General features: G+C 24.9%; 21 protein-coding genes. 4 read left to right on the plus strand and 17 right to left on the minus strand.

What is annotated here, in order from left to right; translation table 11 throughout:
- Positions 1–68 precede the first annotated feature (68 nt).
- Both ACZ5EC_RS05535 and ACZ5EC_RS05540 read right to left on the minus strand, forming a co-directional pair.
- Positions 69–1,658 carry a glycosyltransferase gene (locus ACZ5EC_RS05535; protein ID WP_464303961.1) on the minus strand — a complete coding sequence of 530 codons (1,590 nt, stop codon included), beginning with the start codon at positions 1,656–1,658 and terminating at the stop codon, positions 69–71.
- 273 nt (positions 1,659–1,931) lie between these two features.
- Positions 1,932–3,758 (minus strand): hypothetical protein, encoded by a 1,827-nt coding sequence (locus ACZ5EC_RS05540; protein WP_464303962.1) that lies wholly within the window; start codon positions 3,756–3,758, stop codon positions 1,932–1,934.
- 123 nt (positions 3,759–3,881) lie between these two features.
- On the opposite strand from ACZ5EC_RS05540, the gene ACZ5EC_RS05545 reads away from it, so the two are divergent.
- Positions 3,882–4,034, plus strand: a complete 153-nt coding sequence (locus ACZ5EC_RS05545) for an ankyrin repeat domain-containing protein (RefSeq protein ID WP_464303963.1) — start codon at positions 3,882–3,884, stop codon at positions 4,032–4,034.
- Between the two features lie 137 nt (positions 4,035–4,171).
- Here ACZ5EC_RS05545 and ACZ5EC_RS05550 read toward each other — a convergent pair whose 3' ends face one another.
- The 9 genes from ACZ5EC_RS05550 to ACZ5EC_RS05590 form a co-directional block, all read right to left on the minus strand.
- Positions 4,172–5,149, minus strand: coding sequence for a glucosyl-3-phosphoglycerate synthase (locus ACZ5EC_RS05550; protein WP_464303964.1), 978 nt, complete (start codon positions 5,147–5,149; stop codon positions 4,172–4,174).
- Between the two features lie 100 nt (positions 5,150–5,249).
- Positions 5,250–6,410: a hypothetical protein gene (locus ACZ5EC_RS05555; RefSeq protein WP_464303965.1), complete on the minus strand. Its 1,161-nt coding sequence runs from the start codon at positions 6,408–6,410 to the stop codon at positions 5,250–5,252.
- A 332-nt stretch (positions 6,411–6,742) separates the two neighbouring features.
- Positions 6,743–7,111, minus strand: a complete 369-nt coding sequence (locus ACZ5EC_RS05560; protein WP_464303966.1) for a DUF1667 domain-containing protein — start codon at positions 7,109–7,111, stop codon at positions 6,743–6,745.
- Positions 7,112–7,304: 193 nt separating this feature from the next.
- Positions 7,305–8,729, minus strand: coding sequence for a type I glutamate--ammonia ligase (gene glnA, locus ACZ5EC_RS05565; protein WP_464303967.1), 1,425 nt, complete (start codon positions 8,727–8,729; stop codon positions 7,305–7,307).
- A 409-nt stretch (positions 8,730–9,138) separates the two neighbouring features.
- The gene (locus ACZ5EC_RS05570) at positions 9,139–10,368 is read right to left on the minus strand and encodes a threonine synthase (RefSeq protein WP_464303968.1); all 1,230 of its coding nucleotides are present in this window, start codon (positions 10,366–10,368) and stop codon (positions 9,139–9,141) included.
- A gap of 213 nt (positions 10,369–10,581) precedes the next feature.
- On the minus strand, positions 10,582–11,541 hold the full coding sequence (arcC, locus tag ACZ5EC_RS05575; protein ID WP_464303969.1) for a carbamate kinase: 960 nt from the start codon (positions 11,539–11,541) through the stop codon (positions 10,582–10,584).
- Positions 11,542–11,770: 229 nt separating this feature from the next.
- Entirely contained in the window at positions 11,771–12,826 is a 1,056-nt protein-coding gene (locus ACZ5EC_RS05580) for an ornithine carbamoyltransferase (RefSeq protein ID WP_464303970.1), read from the minus strand.
- An 80-nt stretch (positions 12,827–12,906) separates the two neighbouring features.
- The gene (locus ACZ5EC_RS05585; RefSeq protein ID WP_464303971.1) at positions 12,907–13,974 is read right to left on the minus strand and encodes an ornithine carbamoyltransferase; all 1,068 of its coding nucleotides are present in this window, start codon (positions 13,972–13,974) and stop codon (positions 12,907–12,909) included.
- Between the two features lie 532 nt (positions 13,975–14,506).
- Positions 14,507–15,784: a M20/M25/M40 family metallo-hydrolase gene (locus ACZ5EC_RS05590; RefSeq protein WP_464303972.1), complete on the minus strand. Its 1,278-nt coding sequence runs from the start codon at positions 15,782–15,784 to the stop codon at positions 14,507–14,509.
- Between the two features lie 340 nt (positions 15,785–16,124).
- Between ACZ5EC_RS05590 and ACZ5EC_RS05595 the strand changes: the two genes are divergently transcribed.
- The 3 genes from ACZ5EC_RS05595 (at position 16,125) to ACZ5EC_RS05605 (ending at position 19,049) form a co-directional block, all read left to right on the plus strand.
- On the plus strand, positions 16,125–16,979 hold the full coding sequence (locus tag ACZ5EC_RS05595; RefSeq protein WP_464303973.1) for a flagellin N-terminal helical domain-containing protein: 855 nt from the start codon (positions 16,125–16,127) through the stop codon (positions 16,977–16,979).
- A 263-nt stretch (positions 16,980–17,242) separates the two neighbouring features.
- Entirely contained in the window at positions 17,243–18,106 is an 864-nt protein-coding gene (locus tag ACZ5EC_RS05600) for a flagellin N-terminal helical domain-containing protein (protein WP_464303974.1), read from the plus strand.
- A gap of 130 nt (positions 18,107–18,236) precedes the next feature.
- Positions 18,237–19,049 (plus strand): flagellin N-terminal helical domain-containing protein, encoded by an 813-nt coding sequence (locus ACZ5EC_RS05605; RefSeq protein WP_464303975.1) that lies wholly within the window; start codon positions 18,237–18,239, stop codon positions 19,047–19,049.
- 115 nt (positions 19,050–19,164) lie between these two features.
- Here the strand turns inward: ACZ5EC_RS05605 and ACZ5EC_RS05610 are convergent, their stop codons facing one another.
- The 6 genes from ACZ5EC_RS05610 to ACZ5EC_RS05635 form a co-directional block, all read right to left on the minus strand.
- Entirely contained in the window at positions 19,165–20,244 is a 1,080-nt protein-coding gene (locus ACZ5EC_RS05610; protein ID WP_464303976.1) for an adenylate/guanylate cyclase domain-containing protein, read from the minus strand.
- Positions 20,245–20,330: 86 nt separating this feature from the next.
- Positions 20,331–21,050: a hypothetical protein gene (locus ACZ5EC_RS05615; protein WP_464303977.1), complete on the minus strand. Its 720-nt coding sequence runs from the start codon at positions 21,048–21,050 to the stop codon at positions 20,331–20,333.
- Between the two features lie 13 nt (positions 21,051–21,063).
- Positions 21,064–21,894, minus strand: a complete 831-nt coding sequence (locus ACZ5EC_RS05620; RefSeq protein WP_464303978.1) for a 4Fe-4S binding protein — start codon at positions 21,892–21,894, stop codon at positions 21,064–21,066.
- Positions 21,895–22,123: 229 nt separating this feature from the next.
- Positions 22,124–22,774 carry a hypothetical protein gene (locus ACZ5EC_RS05625; RefSeq protein WP_464303979.1) on the minus strand — a complete coding sequence of 217 codons (651 nt, stop codon included), beginning with the start codon at positions 22,772–22,774 and terminating at the stop codon, positions 22,124–22,126.
- Positions 22,775–22,922: 148 nt separating this feature from the next.
- The gene (mnmA, locus tag ACZ5EC_RS05630) at positions 22,923–24,122 is read right to left on the minus strand and encodes a tRNA 2-thiouridine(34) synthase MnmA (RefSeq protein WP_464303980.1); all 1,200 of its coding nucleotides are present in this window, start codon (positions 24,120–24,122) and stop codon (positions 22,923–22,925) included.
- Positions 24,123–24,249: 127 nt separating this feature from the next.
- Positions 24,250–25,155, minus strand: a complete 906-nt coding sequence (locus tag ACZ5EC_RS05635) for a PLP-dependent cysteine synthase family protein (RefSeq protein WP_464303981.1) — start codon at positions 25,153–25,155, stop codon at positions 24,250–24,252.
- Positions 25,156–25,354 lie beyond the last annotated feature (199 nt).

Below are 25,354 nucleotides of genomic sequence, written 5' to 3' on the forward strand. Positions count from 1 at the left end.
TTATAATTGATATTATCATTTATAAAAAATCATTACTTATAAAAATTCTTATTTATAATTATTCTTCTTTACAAAAGATTTAATAACTTTTTATAAATTATTGATTGAGTTTCAATTGAATAATTATTATAAGCAATATTGAAATTTTTTTTAAGCAATTCTTTTGTATTCTTTTTTAATAAGAATTTGGTTAATAATTCAGCTCCTTTTTCTAAATTACTTTTTGGAATCTCCCAGAAATGATTAAAAGATAAATCATTTTTTTTACTTGCTTTATCGCCTAGTGAAATATACACAAAATTTTTCTGTTTTATATCACTTTTAAAAACTGGATATTCAAATACAACTATAGGTTTCTTAGCCCAAACAGCCTCTAAAAATTGATTACCAAATCCTTCATTAATACTTGTATATGTAACTACATCTGCTATTGAATATAATTCCCATAAAGTTAATTTTACTGAATTGTTTTTATTATAATTATTTTTATAAGAATTGTTATCATTATGATGATTATTATAATTATCATGCCTTTTTTCATTATAATCATTATTATATCTTTGTTCATTATAATTACTATTATTTAAATTAGTATTAACATAATTATTATTTATTTTATAATTTCCAATTTTATCATTTTGATTATTTTTTAAAAAATCTCCTATAAATATAATTTTTAAATTTTTAGTTTTAGCGTAACTTTTCAATAACTTTAAATAATCTAATGAATCATATTCTGCATATCCTGAAATTATTAAAACTATTTGTGAATCTTTTTCCAATATTTTATTATTATACAATATTTTACTTTTCTCTTTTAATTTATTAAAATAATTATTAGAATTAAAATAATCCACAAAATCAATTGCTATTTCAATAGCTTTTCTTTCAACAATTCTAGTTGCATGCAAAAAAACAAGATCTTTATTAAGATTTACTTTTTTATCAAGATTACTATTAATATTATTAATTACTTTTTTTAATTTTTTTATTATCTCTATTTTTTTATTACCTTCCATATTAAATTTATTTTCTATTTCTGGATAATAAAAAAGGTCAGGTAAAATTTCACTATCAATATTTTTAAGTTCTTTTAACCTCTTTTTATTAAAATTATTAATAACAACATGTTTAATAAGCTCATTAACTGGTGGAACATATTTTTTAAGATATTTTTTAATGGGTAAACAGGTAGGATTTTTATAAATATCTCTATCCCAATAAAAATCATGATTAAATGCTATTGTTGGAATTCTATACTCAGTCAAAAAATCAAAAAAAGCTTTAGCTGCAGAAATATGTCTCCCATGAGAAAAAATATTATGCGCTACAATAAAATCAAAATGCTCTATATTATAAATTTTTTCAATTTTTTTATATATTTTTCTTGCAACTTCATTTATCTTATTTATAAGGCTCTCGCAATTACCAAAATCTTTTAATTTTTCAAAACAATTTTTCTTGATTTTATTTATTTCCGGTAAATCGAACTCAAGTTCTTCAATTATATAGTCAACATTTTTAGATAAAGGTCCTGCTAATAAAATTGTTTTTAAATTTAAATATTCAAAAATTTTTTCCCTTTTCTTAATTTCTAATGATACACCATCATTTCCCCCAATTCTATAATGAACAATTAATACTTTTCTTTTTCCCATGCTTTCTTTCTTAATTAAATTTATTTTTATTAACTAAAATTATAATATACTAAAAACTAAAAGCCAATAATTATAATTTCTAATTTACTATTACAAATATTATTTAAACTATTTTTGTATTTTTTTAGAAGAGTAAAAGATATCCTCTTTTTTTCTATTCAAATACATATTCTAAATTAAAAAAGAACAATTTTATAAGTTTATAGACAACCCTATTATTTTATAATTATATAAATTATTATTTTTTTTAATAAAAAGTTGTAAATAAATTCTTTAATCAAAAAGTAATCTTAAGTATTCAAATTTTAAAAATGATTCTAAAATTTCTTTTTCAATATTGTATTTTTCTAAATCTTTTTTATAACCTATTTTTTCTAAAATTTTATTGTTAACATTATTATCAATTTTACTATTTGTAACATCATCTTTACCTATACCATTTTTGCTTGTATTACTAAATTTTTTATCGTTTTTAACATTGTCATTATCACAATTATTTTGATTAGTATCATTGTCAACATTTATGATTCTTAAAAGTTTTTCTTTATAGCTTGTTAAAGAAAAATATGATATTGAATCTTGTTTTATATCATAATTGTTTTTACTTATAGTTAATAAATTTTCAAATTTATTAAGTTCACTTCTATTCAACCTACTAATTTCATTTATTAGTTCTTTATTTTGCAAAATTAGATATTGGTCTTCATAAGAAAAATATGAAAAATCAAGTGTATCATTATTAAAAAGAGAATAAAGGTCAAGTGCAAGCTTTTTTTTAAATGTAATTTCAACAGGCAAAGAATTAATTTTATTTAAATACAATTTAATATATTTATCTTTTGTTTTTTTATTAACTGGTACAATAAAATTTTTATAAACCATGTTTTCTGTAATAAATGGGAAATCTTTCATTACATTTATATTTCTTGCAAAAAAAGACTTTCCTTTTGAAATTGCTTCAATAAACATTAATCCAAAACCTTCAAGTACAGAAGTTGAAAGGAACAATTTTGAAATTGAAACAATAGAATTAAAATATTGAGGATATTTTTTTGAAATTCCCCACATTCCATAAAAATTTTTATTTTTAAAACTCTTTTTAACAATCTCTTCGTATTTTCTTTCTTTTACTGAATTAGCTGGTAATGTAACCAATAGATTAATTTTATCTTTATAAATCCTCGCTATTAAAATAGCTTCTAAAATATTTTTTCTTCTAATTGTTCTTACAGGGTATAAAACAATTGGAAGTTCTGGATTAAAATTAAAGCCTTCATCATTCGCAATTTTATAGAGATTTTCTAAAACCTTTTCGTTGTTATAACTAAATTTTTTATTATATTTCAAATTATAATCTAAATTGTTATCTGTTTTTTTATCTATATTTTTGTTTATATTGTATTCTATCTCTTTATTAATATTTTTATTTGTATTATCATTTTTTGTATTATCAATATTTTTATCTATATTTTTGCTAAAATTTTTATATACACCTTTTCCAATATCTATATTATTTCTATTATTTAAATTAACTGGGTTTGGTAAATAAAAAACATTGTTATTATTGATTTTTGTTTTTAAAATCCTGTTGTAATCATCTTTATTAATAAGAATATATTTAATATTATTTTTTGCTGGATATAAAGGTAAATTTATAAATTTTTTTATAAATTTATAATTTTCCCATCTTGCACATTCAGGAAAATCATGTATCTGCAAAAACGTTGGTATATTTTTTTCTGTTATAAACTCTAATAAAGCTTGAGTAAAAGAAACATTTTTTCCAAGATTATAATTATGAACAAACAATATTCCATTCACAGGATCAATATTATTATTTAAAAAGTTTAAAATTTTATTTTTAGTTTTTTGAAATTCTTCAAAATCCAGTTTCTCATAATATTGATAATCCAATTCTTCTAAATTTAAAAAAGTAATATTATTAAAATCCAGTTTAGAAGGTTCACCAATTTTTTTAGAACCAATTAAAACAATATTAAATTCTTCTTTTAAAACTTCTATCTGATTCTTAATTACAGTTGTTACTCCACCTTTGATAAAATGATAATGGATAAAATAAATTGTTCGCTTTTTTACCATAATTATTTCTCATCTTTTTTTCTCATATTTTATTAAAAATATTTTAATTAAAATAAAAAACAAATTCTATTTCTTTAATGAAATTTTGAATTTTTGTTTTATATACAAAATATTAATTTTTTAATGAATTTTTGCAAATATAAAATAAAAATACTTATTGATAGTGGTGCTGATGTTAATGCAAAAGATAATGATGGACAGACTCCACTTCAATTAGCAATTAAATACAAAAATGAAACAATCGCAAATCTCATTCAAATGCATGGTGGAAAATGATACTTTTATGTCTTACCCTTTCTCTATCATTAAATCATTTGTTGTTTTTGTTAATTAATGACCCTTTTTATTATTTTTTTTTATAATAAATTAAGTGCTTACAATTATACTTTTAACTATTTTATTTTATACTTCTATTACTTTTTAAATTTTTCCTTATATTCTTTGATGGAAATCATTGGTGGTCTTTCAAAAGATGAAATTTCTGTAAATTCCAGACTATGTTTACCATTTTTAACTTTAATTGCTATATGTTCATTTAATAATGGTTTTAAAATATCAAGTTCATTATACATTTTAGCCCTTGATAAAAATGTTTTTAAAATTGCGAATCCCATTTTACTTAAAGAATATATAGATTGATTTCTATGTATACGCTTATCTAGATCTACCTGTCCAATAACATTAATTCCAAATTTATGATAAATATCTAATAAATGTCCAATTTCAACTCCATATCCAACTGAAAATGATAATTGTTCTAAAATTTCTCTTCTTCCTGCATATTCACCACTTAAAGGTTGAACTAAATTTGTAAGTTCAGGATATAAAAGTGAAAAAATAGGTCTTACTAGAATTTCTGTCACTCTACCGCCACCTGAAGGCCTAATAACTCCATCTGCTCCTGTTATTGGCCTTTCATAAAATGCTTTTACATAGGAAAGTTCATCATTTTCTAATAAAGGTCCTAAAAGACCATAAACAAATTTTGGATGTATATTTTGTATATCTGCATCTATCCATACAATAATATCACCTTCCAATACATACAAACTTTTCCATAGATTTTCCCCTTTTCCCCTTTTATTCCCGTATTGAGGTAATATATCATCTGCTTTAAAAACTTTAGCTCCATAATCAGCTGCAATTTCTCTTGTAAAATCAACAGAATTAGAATCAATAACAACTATCTCATCAAGTAATGGATATCTTTCCATCAATTCAGTTTTAATTATTAATATCTCTTTTCCTATAGTATTCTCTTCATTTAAAGTTGGAAAAGCTAAAGATATTTTTAATCCTTTTTTCTCTTTTAATTTTAATAACTTTTTTTTATCTGCAAATTGGTCATGATGATATGTATGTTTTAAAATTAAGTTATTCATTTTAGTCATTAATATATCCCCTTTTCTAGATTATTTATCATTTTAGTTTTATATTTAACTATTTTAATTTAAATTTTAATTAATATTGCTTTTTTATTTATAGTTATTTTTAATTATTTTTATTTGCAAAAATTTCTGCCCCTTTTGTAACAGCAAGATAAATCTGTTTTAATCCTAATTCAATTGGCTTTATCTCTATATATTCTTCATCCAAACTTTTTTTACCATAACTAATACCAAGAGATAGAGTTGGAATCCCATTCATTATTAAAATTGCTGATTCATCTGTAATTTTACCTGATTTACTTTTTATACCTAAAAAATTATGTATATCATAAATTGTTTTAACAATATTATTATCTTCAGGTATTTCTAAAGGGGGAATATATGAAATTATTTGACTTTTAAGATCAACTTTTAGTTCTTCAGCATATTTTTCAACAGTTGCAAATATAATACTTTTTGAATATTCAAGATAATTTATATCTTTACAATATAGTTCAAGGTGCAATTCTCCTTTTGTAGGTATATTTTGGTCAGCAATACCTCCAATCAATTGAGAAATATTCAATACTGTGCCATATTCTTTTGGCCACCCAATATTAATCAATCTCGAAGTTATCCCAGCTAATACAGTGATTGCTGATTTTGTTGAAATATTCTGATTTTTTTCAAAAACATCTCCACCTATGGTTTCAGCAGTAATTTTGATATTATAATGCCCAATTGTTTTATGTCCAATATTACCTAACCCTAATCCTTTAACATTAATAGCAAATAATAAATTGTTAGTATAATTTTTTAAATATGATTTTATCCCTTCAAAATCTTTTTTATGACCACTTTTTGAAGTGAATAAAAATGCAAGATTTTTATCAAGATTGATTTGATATTTTGAAAAAAATTCTGCTAAAACTAAAAGGGATGCAACTCCAAGACTATTATCTGCAATCCCTCTTCCATAAGCTTTATTTCTTTTTAATTTAACAAAACTTTCAATTGCGGGGTATTGAGGAATATCAATATTTGTGAAAAGTAAAATAGTTTCTGCATTCTCTTCTTTACTATTCAAAACAAAGAAAATATTTCCATGTTCATCAACTTCAACTTTGGGTATTCCAAACTCAGTAAGTCTATTTTTAATAAAATCTATCCTTTCCTCTTCATTATCAATATTTGAAGGAATTTGATTAAAAAGAATAGCATCTGAAATTACTCTATCAATAAACAAATTAATATTTTCATAATTGTTAATATTTTTATTTTCCATCTTAAACTCCATATTAAAATTAAATAAAACTTACTAAACAAAATATATTAAAAATATAATATTAAGGTTAAATATTTTTTAATTTAAAAATAAATATTTACATAATATTTGTATAATTCAATTACAGTAAGTTTAAAATAATAGCTACTTTTATAATAATTACTAATAATAGGGTCAATAATAATTATAATTAAAAAAATTTTAGAATTGTGTTTCTTATTAAAAGTATAAATAATAAACTATTTTTTTCAAAATTATATAAAGAATAAATTTATTAAGTATAAAATATAATTGACTACAATCGTGATTAACTAGATTATTATAAGCTTTTATTAATATTCTATAGTTCTTGTAAAAACTACATCAACATTAGTGTTTTTATAATTTGTGATTAATTTTTCACCAATCTTTTTAGGAGCAGAAACTTCAATACTATAAAGTTCTTTTAATAGATTATTAATTAGATTTTTATCTATAGGTTTATTAGTTTTAACAGGAATTCGATTTATATATTTTGAATTAATTTTAACTGTTGCTGTTACAACCCTTTTAGGAGAAAGCAATTCTTCTTTTCCATATACTTCTCCCCTTGGACATCTGTTACCTTCTATAGATATTTCATTGGTTTCAGTATCAATTTTTGCAACTAAATGACAACCTAATGGGCATGAAATACATATCAATTCTTTTTGTTTAATCATAATAAAACTTCACCAATTTTATAAATCTATTCAACAGCAATCTATATATAACATAAATTGTCTTTTTTTTCAAGTAAAATAAATATTAGCATTTTTTAATTTAAGTAAATATTAGAAAAATTACTTTTTTAATTTAAGTAAGTATTAGAAGATTTATATTTAATCAATAAATATTATAGATAAACACAAAAAATTAAACATTAAAATATAATTTGTATTCAAGAGGATCCACACTATGTCTAAATTGTTCTATTTCTTTGATTTTAGTATTTATCCATGAATCTAAAAATCCTTCAGTAAATACATTACCTTTTCTTAAAAAATCATTATCTTTTTCAAGTTCTTCTAAAGCCTGCTCTAATGTTTTTGGAATTGAAGAGATGTTGGAAAGTTCTTTTTCACTTAAATCAAATATATTTTTATCAATAGGCCCAAAATTATTCTTTTCTGGGTCTATTTTATTTTGAATTCCATCAATTCCTGCCATAAGAATTGCAGGTAAAGCAAAATATGGGTTAGATGATGCATCAGGAGTTCTGAATTCAATCCTTATATCTTCAGAATTTGTACTATATTTAGGAATTCTTATTGCTGCAGACCTATTTCCTAAAGAGAAAAATAAATTTGTAGGTGCTTCAAAACCAGGAACAAGTCTTTTGAAAGAATTAATTGTAGGATTGGCAATTGCAGTTAATGCTTTTCCATGTTTTAAAATTCCACCTATGAAATATAAAGCTTCTTTTGAAAGATTAGCATAATTATTTCCATAAAATAAATTTTTTCCATCTTTTTTTAAAGTGATATGACAATGCATACCAGAACCTGCATCAGAAGATAATGGTTTTGGCATAAATGTTGCAAATAATCCATGTTTTCTAGCAATATTTTTAACTATGTATTTTACCCAGATTGTAGTTTCACAAGCATTAAAAATAGGAATTAGCGGTATTTCAATTTCGTGCTGTGATGGTCCTCCAACCTCATGATGATGATATCTAAATTCCATACCCAAATCTTTCATTACATTTATTACTTCATCTCTAACAAAAAAATATCTATCTTCAGGAAAAGCTTTATGATATCCCTGATGTTTATCTATAGCTAAATAAGATACATCATTTTCATTAAATTCATTATTCCAGTACCCTTCTTCAGTATCAATATGATAAAACGAGTAATGGCTTTTTGAATCATATGATACTTTTGAAAAAAGGTAAAATTCATATTCAGGAGCAAAATAAGCTTCATCAGCAATATTTAAAGAATTAATATAATCAATAGCTTTTTTAGCTATAAACCTTGGATCATCTGGAAATTGCTCCCGTGTATCTGCTTCTTTAATATCACACATAAAAGACAATAATTTTTTATTTGAAAATGGCTCAAAATGCATTGTTGTTAAATCTGGAATTAGAACAAGGTCTCCTGCAGATACTTTTCTGAATCCAGTGACTGATGAACCATCAAATCCTATCCCAAGTTTTAAAAGTTTTTCATTAAACTCTGAAGCTGAAATTGTTACTCTTCTTAAACTTCCTTTTAAATCAATAAATTTTAGTTGAATAGAATCTAACTTTTCTGCTTGAATAAGTTTTTTAATTTCATTAAATGAAACCATATATTTTTACTCCTTAAAATATTAATAAATAAAATATAAATAAAATAAAAAAATAAATAAAACAATTTATTAATTAATAAATTACTTGCTACTATTTAATGATTTAGCACTTCAACTGTAAAATGATACTGGTTTAACTTTTAATTTATTGAATTTTAAAGTCAAACAAATTTTAAAAATTTTTATTTGAATTATTTACATTTAATTTGAATTGGTGGTATCTAAATTTATAATTAAAATTCAAATTAAAATTCATTAAAAGAAATATAATAAATTTATTAGAAATATTATTATAAATTTATAGAAAGGTTATAATAAACTTAAAAGAAATATTCTTTTAGATTTAATAGAAAAATTATTATAAAATTACAGATTAATTTTTTAGATTTTAATTTTTAGAAAAAAAATACTAATCCCTCTTTAAAACTTCTTCAACTTTTTTTATATTGGGTTCAATAGCTTCTGGTATTTTAATTAATTTTGAAGCATTATTTAAATCTTTTAATCCATTTCCTGTTATTAATATAGCAACAGTTTCATCCTTTTTAATTTGTTCTCTATATTTTAAAAATCCAGCATAAGAAGTCGCTCCAGCAGGTTCTGAAAAAACACCAGCTAATTTAGATAACTCTAGTTGAGCTGATAAAATTTCGTTATCAGAAACCAAAATTACATCTCCATTAACCTTTTTCAAATCATTTACAGCTTTATACCCATTCCTTGCAATATCAACACTAATTGAATCAGCAATTGTTGTTGCTTTATATGAAAGATTGAAATCATTATGTTTAAAACCATTATATATAAAAGATGACTTATCAGATTGTACAGCAATTATTTTAGGAAATTTTTTTAATGCATTTGTATATTTTAAATCCAAAAATCCTTTAATAACACCACTTAAGATAACTCCATCTCCAACTGGAACAAAAACATAATCAATATTTAAATTTTTCTCATTTTCTTTATTAAATTTTTTTAATTGATTAAACATTTCAATAGCTACAGTTTTTTTCCCTTCAATTGTCATTGGATTATAAGCTGTATTTCTGTTTAATTTATTATATTTCAAAGAGTATTCAAGTGAAAGGTCATAAGCAGAATCATAATTACCTTTCACAGGGATTAGTTTTGCTCCAAATTGTAAACATTGAATTAATTTTGCTTTAGGAGCATTTTCAGGAAGAAATATTGTTGTTTTTAACCCAAATGCTGCAGCAATACCAGCCATTGAAGAAGCAGCATTTCCTGTTGAAGCTAAGACTATCTCTTTAAAATTAAACTTTTTAGCAAATGCAGCTACAAGATAAGATGCTCTATCTTTTAATGAACCTGTTAAGTTAAGAGAATCATTTTTAACAAAAATATTATTAAATCCATACTTTTTTTCTATATTTTTTACAGGTAAAAAAGGAGTATTTCCTACAAGATTTTTAACAAAATATTTCTCTTCTATTGGTAATAGTTTCTCAATATTAGAAACTTCTGAATTTTTAAGTTCATCAGGAAGTTCAACCTCCAATACCCCTTTTAATGGTTTGCCAGATAAACTCTCTTCTCTACAATGTGGGCATAGCATAAGTTCTGAATTAATTTCATACTCTTTTCCACAATTACTACATTTATATTTAAATTCCATAACCCCCCCTTTCTACGATCACTAAAAAAAAGTAATTAACGAATATAAATTGAACATTTCAATAAGTAATAAAATATAGCATTTTTAAAATTTATGTAAATGTATATACCAAAATAAATCTATGTACTTTAATACTATTTTATTAGTTAATAAAAAAGGGACTGCCTGATTCAAAACGGCAGACCCTTTTATAGCACAAATTGCATTTATTAATTAATCAGGTACAATTATAGTTCCTGTTTTTTCATTTAATGCTTCTACTGCTTTTGATAAAGAAGTAATAATGGCTTTTTCACCACCCGATTTAACAAATCTTATTGCAGCTAAAATTTTTGGTCCCATACTTCCTTTTAAAAAATGGCCTTCATTATATAATTTTTCAGCTTCTTTAACTGTAATTTTACCAACTGCTTTTTGGTCAGGTTTCCCATAATTTATATATGCATTTTCAACATCAGTTAAAATTAGAAAAATATCTGCATTTACTGACTGAGCTAAAACATTACCTGCTTTATCTTTATCTATTACAGCTTCAAGCCCTTTATATGTTCCATCTTCTTTTTTCATAACTGGAACACCACCGCCACCTGATGCAATAACTATAGCTCTTGCGTCTATCAATGATCTCACAACATCTGCTTCAATTATTTGTTTAGGTTCTGGAGATGGAACTACTCTTCTCCAATTTTTTTCACCTGTTGGTTTAACCTGTTTTACAACATAACCTTTTTCTTCTTTTAATTTTAAAGCTTCCTCTTTAGTGTAAAATGGACCAACCGGTTTTGTAGGATCTTGAAAATCTGGATCATTTTCATCAACTAAAACTTGAGTAATAACAGTTCCTATAGGTATGTTTTTTCCTTTTTTTAAGAAGAAATTTCTTAAAGTATTTTGAAACATATAACCTATCTGTCCCTGAGTCATTGCTCCAACAATATCTAATGGTTGAGCAGGTACTAATATTGTTCCTTCTTCCTGTTGAATTAACAAATTTCCAGCTTGAGGACCATTACCATGTGTTATAACCAATTTATATCCCAGTTCATTCATTTTTATTAATTGTTCACAAGTAATTTCAACATTTTTAAATTGTTCTTCAGCGGTCCCTTTTTCATTTGCTTGTTTGATTGCATTGCCTCCTAAAGCAATTACTACCAATTTTCTTTTATCCATTTACAACCTCCAATTTTTGTGAAATACCATTTTTAATTTACTATTCTTAACTATTTTAAAAATGAATTAAATAACAATAAAAATACAAAAATATCATAAAATAAATATTTTAAGTTTTTAACTTATTATTAAAACTATTAAAATTATTAAAATTATTAAAATTATAAAAATTTTTAAACTATTAAAACCTCTTAAATATAAAAATTGCAACAATTTAATTACTATAATCTTATCTAATAACTCTTGGATCTAAATCAACTTTATAACCAGCCATAGTCATTGCCATTGCTGCTTTCTGTACATGCAATCTGTTTTCAGCTATATCTATGATAATAGAATTTGGACCACTGGCAACTTGATCTTCAACTTCTTTACCTCTATCTACAGGCATTGGATGAATAAAAAGACCATTATTTGTTCTTTTCATTCTCTCTTCAGTTGTTATCCAATTAGTCATTTTTGAAGCTTTTTCTATTTCAGCTTGTTTCCCTATTTTATAAAAATCAGGGGAAAACCAATTTCTAGAATATACAAATTCAACTTCTTCTGTATAAGCTTCATCAGGATCATGAGTTACCTCAAATTTCATCCCATTTTGTTTACAATTCATCTTAACTTTTTCGATTTCCTCTTCAGGAAGCTCCCATCCTTTAGGATAAGCTAACCTTATATTCATGCCTAATCTTGAATTAATTAATAATGCTTCATGAACAGAACAATATGATCTTGCTAATGCACCATGAGCCCATGTGAGAAGTAATGTTTTCCCTCTTAAATTTCCTCTATGTTGTCTCATAGCCATAACATCAGCTAAACCTTGCATTGGATGATATTTATCATCAGCCATATTTAAAACAGGAATATCCATATGTTTTGCATATTCTCTTAATATAGCATTACCTTCTCCATAGTTTTCAACTGAAGTTTCTAAAATTCTAATTCCAAGACCTTTCCCATATCGAGCAAATACTTTTGCTGCATCTTCAATAGTTTCACCAGCCTGTACTTCAACACCATTTTTAACTTTTTTTAATCTCATTGCTTTTGGTTCAAGATAAATAGCATGACCTCCAAGCTCAGTTGCAGCAACTTCAAATGAAATTCTAGTTCTTAAAGATGGATTATAAAATAGCATTATAAAAGTTTTATTTTCTAAAAGTTTAGCCCATCTTAAATCAAACCTGTTTGCTTTCATTTTTTCAGCTAATTGTAAAATTGCTTCAATTTCTTCAACTGACAACTCCTGAGTTGTAATAATATCTCTTCCAGTTAGATCAATAACCATATATTCCTCCTTTTTTTGCATTAACTTATAACCTGTATAAATATAAAATCAAATATTTTAAAATCTATACTTTTTAAAATTTATTGCATTATTAAAGACATTATTGCTTTATGTGCATGTAACCTATTTTCTGCTTGATCATAAATTACAGATTGAGGACCATCTGCTACTTCATCAGTTACTTCCATTCCTCTATCCATTGGTAAGCAATGCATATAAATACCATTAGGTTTTATTAATTTCATTTTTTTAGAATCACATATCCAATCTTTGTTTTTTTCAAATAACTCTTTCATAAGTTTAAAATCAGGTTCTTTAATTTTTTTACCATTTTCATCAACTTTAGCAAATGTTTGTAAAGAACCCCAGCTTTTTGGATAAACAACATCAGCATTTTCAAAAGCAGCTTCCATATCATCAGTTTCTTCAAAAGTTGAACCATTCATAGATGCATATTCTTTACATTTTTTAATTACATCTTCATGAAGTTCAAAACCTTTTGGTCTAGCAAGAACTACATTAGCACCCATTAGAGTAAAACCTAAAACAACACTTTGTGGAACTGCTAATGGTTTTTCAGCTGACCCTGAATAAGCCCAGCTCATTACAACTTTTTTACCTTTAAAGCTACCAAATTTTTCTTTAACTGTAATTAAATCAGCCAATAATTGAGTTGGATGAAAAACATCATCTTCCATGTTGATGATAGGTATTTTTGCATAATGAGCAAATTCTTTTATAGTTTCATGACCAAATCCATAAATCCAATAAGCAGCTTCTCCATACATTCTAATAGCAATAGCATCACCAGTTCTATTTAACACATTTGCAACATCTATAATTCTTTCAGTTTTATATGGAATTTCAAAACCTTTTCTAGCTGGAGTATAAGTTTTTCCAGGTTCAAGATTAACAGAAAAACCACCTAGCTGTTGAATACCAACATCAAATGTACTTCTTGTTCTTAATGACTGATTATAAAACATCATGTAAAGTACTTTATTCTTTAATAAATGGGTATGGTCTTCACCCATTAGCTTTCTTCTCTTTAAATCAAGAGCTACATCAATTAATGTTTCCCATTCTTCCTTAGAATAACTAATTTCTGGATCAATATAATCTCTTCCTCTAAAAGCAGTTGTTAACATATAAACCCCCTTAATTTTATTAGCCTAATAATATTAGGTCAATATTTTTTTTACAATTTCTTTCATTTTATATTTAAAGACATTTTTTAATTTTATCAAGATTTAATAATATATTTTTTTATAATAATTCGATAATTGTTATTTTACTTAATTATATTAATTTATCTACTTATATTATTAAATTAATTTATTTTTTCATATTAATTAATATTATTTAACATTTTCTTTTTATTTTATTCAAATAATTAATTTTTATTTTTCATAAAAAACATCAATTTCATTATATCTATAATAATTTTATAACATTTTAATTTATTTTTAATTTAATTTTTAATGTTTGAAAATAGTTTTTTATGTTAAACCAAAAAAAAGAATAAAAAAATCGCCCCAATTGTGGAGCGATTAATGAATAAATTTTAGTAAATTATTTTGAAAAGTCTTTAAACAAAAAAAGTACATTTAACAAATTATTATTTTACACTTTTTAAATTAGTTTATTTATAAATAATTAATTGTAAAAAAATATTTATAGTTATTCACTTAATAGAGAAGTAATTATAGCAATATATCCTTTAAAAGCTTCATGCATTTCTTCAAGTTCAATATATTCATTTACAATATGAGCTAATGATTCTTTTGATGGACCATATCCAAATACAACAGTATTGGAATCAGGATTTAACTCTCTATATTTAATTATAGCTGAACCATCAGTACAAAAACTATATGCTCCAATTTCTGCTTTTAATTTGGCTTTTTTTAATCCTTCTAAAGCTTTTTTAATTATTTCATTATTTTCGTCTGTTTTCCAGGCAGGAGCAAATTTATTTTGAGATATTTCTACTCCAGTATATGTAACAGCTTTTTCTTTTGCAAATTCAATCTTAGGATCTTTAAAATCCTTATATCTTTTTTTAGCATTTCTTACAACAAAATCAATATTTTTCCTTATTAATTCTATTATTGTTTCTTCAGTATCCCCAGGAATTGTTCTGACATCATAAGTTAATTCAACTTTATTCGGAACAGTTGAATTTCCACCTCTTCCATCTATTCCACCACCACCTCCAACAGGAATTTTAATATCAGTAGGAACAATATTTCTTTTCCCTAATAAAGGAAAAACTTCAGATTTATAATGTCTATGAAATGCATCAATAATATATGCCACCTGTTCAATACTATTAATTGTTGTTCTTCCTACTGAAGCATGTTTACTTTTACCAAAAACTGTTATTAATATTTCAGCTCTACCCCTTTGAGCAATATTAACCCTTCTTTCACTAGCTTCACCTATAATAATAACATCAGGTTTAATATTATTTATTGCATGTAAAAAGTTAACACCTTCAAATAATTCTTCTACAACGCTTCCAACAACATATATTTCGCCATTATAATCATTAGCCAATAATTTTTTTAATAAAGAAGCTGCATGAAACATTATAGCAAAAGCTCCTTTCATATCAGAAGAACCTCTACCATAAAGTTTATTATCTTTAATTGAAGCAGAGAATGGTTTTGTATCTTCATCCCACTGAGAAGGATCAGCATTTACTGTATCCAAATGTCCAGACAAAACAATCTTTTTACCTTTTCCATTTCCAAGTTTTATCTTTCCAATAAAGTTACCAACTTTATCATAATAACTTTCATCAAAACCTAGCAATGTAGCTTCAGTAATACATTTTTGTACTACCTTTTTTTCATTACCTGACAAACTGGGTATTTGTATTAATTCTTGAGCAAATTCAACTACTTTATTAAAATCATATTCCTCTATTAAGGCCTTAATTCTGGATTCAGTCATAAATAACTCCTGTATATAACATTTTTTTTACAAAGTAAATTTGATTAAAAAAAAAGCAATAAAATATTTAAAAATTGATAAAAAATTTATTGATAAATATAAAGATTTAAAATTTTTCCACCGATAATGAAATTGAAAAATAATATAGAGGAGGATAAAAATGTATACCTTTACGCTATTTTATTATATTTTTTATGGATGACACAATAAAAGAGACTAAATTTTATTATATTCATTATTAGTTTTCGAAAGTTTAAAAAAAACTTTAGTAATTTTTATATTATTTTTTAATTTATAATTAAAAGTTTTACATGGATGTAAAATTTTCAAGGAGGATGGCATGATTATAAATCATAATATTTCATCATTATTTGCTAATAGACAATTAAAGTTCAATACATGGAAAGTTAATAAAGAAATTCAAAAACTTTCCTCAGGTGAGAGAATTAATCAAGCAGCAGACGATGCATCAGGTTTAGCTGTTTCTGAAAAAATGAGAGCTCAAATTAGAGGTCTTCATCAAGCTGCAAGAAATGCAGAAAATGGAATTTCTTTTATTCAGACTGCAGAAGGTTATTTACAGGAAACAACAAGTATATTACAAAGAATTAGAGAATTAGCTGTTCAGTCTTCTAATGGTATTTATTCTGAAGATGATAGAATGCAAATCCAGGTAGAAGTTGAACAATTAGTTGATGAAATTGATAGAATAGCCTCACATGCGCAATTTAATGGTATGAATTTACTTACTGGAAGATTTGCTAATGCTTCTGCAGGTTCAGTAAATGCTTCTATGTGGTTACACATTGGTGCAAATATGGATCAAAGAATTAGAATCTATATTGGTACTATGACTTCTAAAGGATTAGGTGTAAGAACATTAACTGGTTCATCTTTGTCTATTTCTTCAGCTGATAAAGCTAACATGACAATTGGAGCTATAGACTCTGCTTTACAAAAAGTTTCCAGACAAAGAGCTGACCTTGGTGCTTATCAAGAAAGATTAGAATTTTTAACTAAAGGATTGTTAATTGGTGCTGAGAATATGCAAGCAGCTGAAAGTAGAATAAGAGATACTGATATGGCTTATGAGATGTCAAAATTTACAAAAGATCAAATTTTAGTTCAATCAGCTACTGCAATGCTTGCACAGGCAAATGCTCAGCCACAATTGATACTTCGGCTCTTACAATAAAAAATAAAACAGTTGGATTGGAAATTATTCACTTTATAATTATTTTTATTAAATTGAAGGTATGGTTTTTCTCCATACCTTCAATTTAGCATTATGAGTTATTTATTTTATAAAAAAATATAACTAGAAATGCTCTTTGACATTAATATATTAACAATCAGGATAAATAGAATCAATTTTTATTTTTCCTGGTTGTTAACCTGCTTTGGCACGTGGGCAGCATGCAACCAAATTTAGGAGGGACCGACCACAAGGAGGGTGGTATGATAATCAATCATAATCTTACTAGTTTATTTGCTAACAGGCAGGTTAAGTTTAATGAATGGAAACTAAACAAAAATATCCAAAAATTATCTTCTGGTGAAAGAATTAATAGTGCCGGAGATGATGCTTCTGGTTTAGCTGTTTCTGAAAAAATGATTTCACAAATTAGAGGTTTGAAACAAGCAGAAAGAAATGTACAATCTGCTGTATCATTTTTACAAACAGCAGAAGGGTTTCTTTCTGAAACAACAAATATTTTACAAAGAATTAGAGAATTATCAATTCAAGCTTCTAATGGAATTTACACTGAAGACGACAGGTCTCAGATTCAAGTAGAAATCAAACAGCTTGTTGATGAAGTTGATAGAATAGCCTCTCATGCCCAATTCAACGGATATAATATTCTTACTGGAAGATTTGCTGTTGAAAGTGGGCAGCAGGGTTTAGCTACCCAAACACCTGTCTGGTTTCATATTGGACCTAACATGGATCAAAGAGAATATGTTACAATTGGAACCATGACAGCAAAAGCATTAAATTTGGTTAATCAACAGGGTAACACAGTTTCTGTGTCAACTGCTGATCAAGCTAACCTTACAATCGGTATTGTTGATAATGCTTTGAAAAAAGTAACTACTCAACGAGCTAAATTAGGAGCTTACCAGAACAGATTTGAACAGGCACTGTATGGAATTAATATGGCTGCTGAAAACTTAACCGCTGCCGAATCCCAGATCAGAGATACCGATATGTCCTCTGAGATCAGTAAAATGGTTAAAAACCAGATCTTAATGCAGGCTGGAACTGCAATGATAGCACAAGCTAATAATCTACCTGCATTGGTGCTGCGATTGCTGAGTTAATTTAGACATTATTTAACTAAGGAAACCTCTTTTCCTGGGTAGAGTAATCTGTGTTTGATCGGTGCACAATTACTTTACCCAAACTGAAAAGAAGGAACTTTTCAGTAATATTTAGGGAGGGAGGTTTCATATGATAATTAATCACAATATGTCCTCACAATTTGCTAACCGGATGCTGAACTTGCAAAATAAGAAATTTTCTAAATCTTTGCAAAAAATAGCTTCCGGTGAAAGAATTAACAGTGCAGGAGATGATGCATCAGGACTTGCTGTGTCTGAAAAATTAAGATCACAGATCAGAGGGCTAATACAAGCAGAAAAAAATGCTCAGACCGGTATCTCTTTTCTACAAACTGCAGAAGGTTCACTCCAGGAGGTCCATTCTATTTTACACAGAATTAGAGAACTTGCAATTCAAGCTGCAAATGGGATCTACAGTCTTGAAGATAGAAGTTTAATGCAAATAGAAGTTTCTCAACTTGTTAGAGAAATTGATAGAATTGCAACAACCACAGAATTTAATCGGTTCAAAATTCTTGATGGTTCTATACAATCTATTAAACTTCATGTAGGCCCAAATGCAGATCAAGCAGTCTCAATTTTTATAAATACAATGACCTCACGTGCCCTTGGAGTGGAGACTATATCTCTATCAACTGCTGATAAGGCTAATGAAGCTATTGGCATGGTTGATAATGCTGTTAATATTATTTCTAAACAAAGAGCTTCATTTGGAGCTTTAGAAAACAGGTTAGACCATACAGTATCTAATCTTAGTTACACAGCAGAAAACCTTCAAAATGCAGAATCAATTATCAGAGATACTGATATGTCCTCTGAAATTATTAACTTTACAAAAAGTCAAATCTTGATGCAAACTTCTGCAGCAGTCCTGGTGCAAGCTAATCTTATGCCAAATTTGGTATTACAACTTTTAAGCTAACCGATCGAATGGAAGGGTTTTACCCTTCCATTTTTTTTTTATTATAATAATCTTCGAATAGATTCAAATTTTGTTTAGATAAATAATTGAAAAAACCAGTAGATATTTTTAATCTTTATTTAATAATTGTTCCATATACATCAATAGAATTATCAAAACCTTTAAGTGAAATTGAAGATTTTTTATTAAAAAAAGACTTCAACTCCCCTATATGATTGAAAGTTCTTGAATCAATTAATATATTAGTTTCCATTATTTTATTTGCTTTTTCTAATCTTGCTGCAAGATTTACATATTTTCCAATAGAAGTAAATTCCATTCTTTTTTCATAACCAATATTTCCCCAAAAAACTTCTCCTGTTGCTATACCAATTCTTAATCCTGTTGAAAATTTTTTTTCAAATCCGGATTTTTCTATCCACTCTTTATAATTTTTGGAAAAAAATTTTTGCATCTTAATCGCAGCTTGAACTGCTTCTTTTTTAAAATCAGATAAATCTAAAGGAACACCAAAAACAGCCATAATCCCATCGCCAATAAATTTATCCAGAGTACCTTTATGTTTGAATAAAATTTCTGTCATATTTTCTAAATAAAAATTTAAAAATTTAGTTAACACTTCAGGTTTGGCTTCTTGTGAAAAATTTGTAAAATTATCAAGATCACAAAACATTATTGTAGCTTCTTTTTTAATAGAAATATTTTCCAGTATTCCTTTTTTTTCTCCTAATAAATTTACAACCTGAGGAGAAAGGTATCTTTCATAACCTGCTTTTAAATTATTAGCCATTTTGACAAATGTTTTTGCAAATATACCAATTTCATCATTTCTTATTGATTTAATTTCAATGTTAAAATTACCATTACTTAATTTTTCTGAAACCTTTACTAAATTTTTAATGGGTTTAATAATAAACAAACTTAGTAAGAAAAGAAATACAGGAAAAAATAAGAACATAGATATTAGAATATATTTTACTAATGCTCTTTGTGCATGTTCAATAGAATGAAATTCTTTATCAAGAGAAAATTTTGATACTATAATACCTTTAACCATATTATTTTCAATAATTGGGTAAATATAAGAATATCTAGGATTTTTACCTTCTTTTACATGTTTTTCAACATCACCAATTTCAATTTTGCTTTCAATTGATATTTTTAATTTTTTTCTTTCTTTAATTTTCTTTCTCATTTTTAATTCTTTTTTTTTATTCTTTGTATAATTAAAATTTGAAAATATAATTTTTTCAAATAATTTCAATTCAAATAACTAATATTTTACTTTTTTTCTAAAATTTCAGTAAATTTTTCTTTTACATCTTTAAATGGAATTTCCTTTTCTGATAAAAAATCTTTTAAAATAATATTGGTATCTTCAGGAAGGTTAAGACCAGTTATCTCTTTAAACTGTTCTTTGTTAATTCCTAATTTTAATAATTCTTTTATTGTTGTTTGCCCGGTAATTTTTAGTTCACCTTCTTCATTATTTAATGGTGTTTCATTTTCTGAATAATAAACAGGTTTAAACTGATGTTCTCTCCAATAAGAAATTTGACTTTCTGTTAATTTATTATTTTTAATCAAAAAACTTACAGTTCTTGAAGGTAAAAAAACCTCTTCAGAAGGATTATATTCTTTCAGCAAATAAAGTGCAACAAAAACTCTAAAACCCTCTGTTTCAAACTGATATTCCTTTCCATTAATTTCTACAGGTTTAAAAATTTCTGTAAAATCTTTAATTTTAGTAACATTAGGATTAATATTTTCTGGTAATCCAAATGCTTCAATAACATCTTTAAAATTAACTTTATAAAATTTTTCTATTTCTGCAAATGTATGAGAACCTCTTATATCTGCAATATCATATTCCCCACTTAAAGTTTTTTTAGGTGTTGAAGGCCTAGAAGTTTCATACAACCCTAATTTATTTGCAATTAAAATTCCTCCAATTATTATAATTATAATTGAAATAAATATAATCAAGCTATTTATTTTCATGTTAACTCTCCTATTAATTTAATTTTATTAGTTTAAACTGCAATGTATTATCAACAGGACATGTAAATTCTTCTGTACATTCCATACATGATATACAATATGGACTTGAAATTGTGTTTTTTGTAGAAATATCAATTAGCATTGGACATTTTATATCACATAATTTACAACTAATACAGGTTTTTTCATTTCTTCTTAATTTAAAAATTCTAATAAAGTTAAAAAGTCCTAATACTGCTCCAAAAGGACAAAAATATTTACAAAAAGGTCTCTCTATAAATAGAGATGAAACAATAATAATTCCTAAAAATATAAGTGAAGTAATTGTTACTTCAGAAGACCAAAAGTTAAATAACGCATAATAGGGATCAATATTGGCAAATAGCAATTTTCCAATTATAGCAGTATTAACCAATACCCATATTAAAACTACATATCTAAAATATTTAGCTATATTATGTATTTTCAAAGGAATAAAGGTATTGTACCTTTTTTTAAATATCTTTTTTCCAAGTTTTCCAATCCATTCCTGGATTGTTCCAAAGGGACAAATCCAACCACAAAAAGCTGGACCAAAGAGTAAAGTTAAAAACAAAACTAAAAACATCAATGTGAATGATGATTGATGAATTTTCTTAACAAATGAATTTGAAGTAATATAAGTATAGATAGAAACAACTCCTCCAAATGGACAAACGGCATGTAAAGATGGAGAACCAACATATAAAATTGGGTCAAGGTTGTTTTCAACTCTATAGTGATTATAACTAATCAATATAATTAATAGTAAAAATATAATTTGAACTATTAATCTTAAATTATTTTTCTTTGTTCTTTTAGGCATTCTTTCCTCCAATTATTAATATTTTTTTTGGTGCCTTTATTTACAATTCAATATTTGATTTTTTTAAGAATTAATTATGAATTTTTGATAAATTTTTGAAACTAAATAAAGAACTTATACTATCTATTGAGAAATATTAGACAATTAATGTTTATTTTGTAATTTTATTAATATTTAATTTTATTAGTATTTTTATTAAACAAATATAATCGTGTAGAAAGAATTAGAATTAATAAACTTCATAAGTATTTTCAAAAATTATAACTATTTTTTTACTATCTTCTAAATTAAATAAAATTTTATTCATTGCATCTTCAATAACTTCTTTTTTATCAGGTTGGTTTTCTAAAGAATAGAGAACGGCATCATCTAAATCATCTAAAGAATCATCAAATTTAAAATCAGTAAAGATATTTATTAAAAACTTAAATATATGCCATACAAAAAATTGTTCACTTTTTTGAGATTTTTTTTCTAAATACCCTTTTTCATCAAGGTAAGTATACAAATATCTATAAAATATTTGAATTTGTTGGGGATCATTTTTGTTTTTTAGATAAAATAACTTTCCATTAGTTTTTCTAATAGAACCTTTTATAACATCTTTATCAGTTATTACATACAAATAATCACCATTATCTTCAAGTTTATAAATTATTAACCTATTTTTAAAACCATTATTCCCATCAATTTTCGTATAATAAACTTCTACTACTTCTCCAGTAATTTCAACAGTTTTTCCATCATATTGAGATGGATTATATTTTATTTGCGATACAGAAGTTGTACAACTTGATAAAATAGAAATTAATATAAGAATTGATAATCCTGCAAATATTTTCTTTAAATTTATAACATTTTTTGAATTTGTTAGTTTCATACCTAATTCCTCTAACCAAAATTAAAATTAAAATTAAAATTCAATATATATATAAATTAAAATATATATAGTTAATTTTATAACTTTAATCAAGAGTCATATGTATTTAATATAACTAACACAAATTTTTTGGTTTAACAACTATTTTTTATATAAAATACAATTTGTTTATTATTCCACCCCCTAAAATTATATCATTGTTATAAATAACTCCCGATTGACCTTTTGAAGAAGCATCTACAGGTTTGTCAAATTCAATAATTATTTCTTTGATAACTTTGTTTCTATTTATAATTTTATTCATATACTTTTCATTATTTTTTTCAGTTTCAAAATTTTCAAAAGTTTTAACATTTTTGTTCTTATAATCTTTTTCTAAATCTTTTTCAGTTATAACTTTTTTAATAAAACCAATTGTTCCTTTATGATTATATCTTAGCTTAATATGAAATTTTTCAGGAAATTTTTCCATATCTTCAAATAAATTTATATCAATTAAACTAACACCTTTTATTAAAGGCCTATCTCCTATAACAACATCTCCATTATTTTTTATATCCCTTACATAAGCTTTTTTCCCTATTGAAAAACCAATCCCTTTCCTCTGCCCTATTGTATAATACAAAATACCATCATTTTCTTTTGGTTTACCTTTAAAAAGTATTTTTTCCCCTTTTTCATTTAAAAAGTACCCTTTTTTTATCAATGACTCATCTATATTTTCTTTTATAAATTTTTTATAATCATTTCCAGGTACAAAACAAACATCAAAAGATTCTTTTTTCCTTTCAAGATTTAGTAAATTGTTTATTACAATTTTCTCTTTAATCTCACTTTTGGTAAAATCACCACAGGGAAAAATAATATTAGGTAATTTTTTTTTATCTATTTGATATAAAAAATAGGATTGATCTTTAGAAATATCTTTTGCTTTAGATAAAAAATAATTGTTTTTTATCTTTTTTATTTTAGCATAATGCCCTGTTGCAAAATAATCAGCTTTGAATTTTAATATTGCCCAGTCATATAATAATCCAAATTTAATTAGTTTATTACACCTTATACATGGATTAGGAGTTTCCCCTTTTAAATAACTTTCAATAAAATAATTTATAATCTTGTTTTTAAATTCTTTAGTTAAATCAACAACATAGTGTTTTATACCTAATTTTTTACAAATCAATTTTGCATCATTGATATCTTCTAATGAACAACATTTTCCAATTTCATTTTTATTAGGGCTTCCAAGCATTGTAACACCAATAACATCGTAACCTTTTTCCAATAAATAATATGCTGCAAAAGAAGAATCTATCCCTCCACTCATTCCTACAACTACTGTTTTCATTATAACTCCTGGATATGAAAATAATGTTATCAATAAATATAAAAAAAATCTAATAAACAAAAAAATTAATTTATTCTATATTTATTTACATAAAAATTTATTTGCATAAAAATTATATACACAATAATTATTTACATAAACTTAGTTTTTCAGGATTAATATATTTCAATATTAAATCAAGATAATTATCTCCACCATCAGGAGCAATAATAACACAAATTTTATTTTTTAAATTTTTACTATTTAAATAATCCAATGTCCCTTTTAAAATAGCACCAGATGAAATTCCTACAAAATAACCTTCATTTATATAATACTCTATACCTGATATTGCATCATCAAAATTAACATCAATATCTTCATCAATTATATTCTTGTATTTTTCATAAAAAGGGATAATTGTTTTTGAAACTTTATAGTTTCTTAAACCTTCAATTTTTTCAATGGGATTAAATGCAATAACTTTTACATTTTTTATACTTTCTTTTAATTTTAAACCAGTCCCAATTAAAGTACCAGCTGTTCCTTTTCCAGTAAAAAAATAGTCAATAGAACTTCCTATATTTGAAAGGATATGATTTGCAGTTAAATTATAATGCGCTAGATAATTATTTTCATCAATAAATTGATTAAGTACAAAATAAAAGGGATTTTCACCTGCAATTTTATCTCTTACATTAATACATGCATCTGTTGTACCATCTACTTCTATAATTTCACTATTATATGATCTAATTAATCTTTTTTTACATTTAGAAGTAGATTTAGGTAAAACAATAATTGAATTATAATTAAAAATTTTTGAAAAATAAGCCATTGCAATAGCTGTATTCCCACTAGATGCTTCAATAATTGTCGAACCTTCTTTTATTAATCTCTTTTCTAAAGCTTTTTTCAATATCCAGTAAACAGTTTTTATTTTTATTGATCCTGTTAAGTTATATTTCTCCATTAGGGAATAAATAACATTATTATTTTTAGCTTCAATTTTAATAATTGGTACATTCATAATCATTTTTTCTAAATTTTTCACAACATTTTCCTTTTAGTTTTATCCAAAACTTTTATTATAAGGTAATATATTTCACAAAATATTTCAATAATAAGTTTTTTATGATAAATAATTAACTATTGTTTTATTTTGACAATATTTATTTATTGTGAAAATTTATATTATATATGGTTAACATTACATGCTTAAAACAAAAACTATTAAAAATCTTTTTAAAATT

This window comes from Exilispira thermophila (assembly GCF_055389015.1).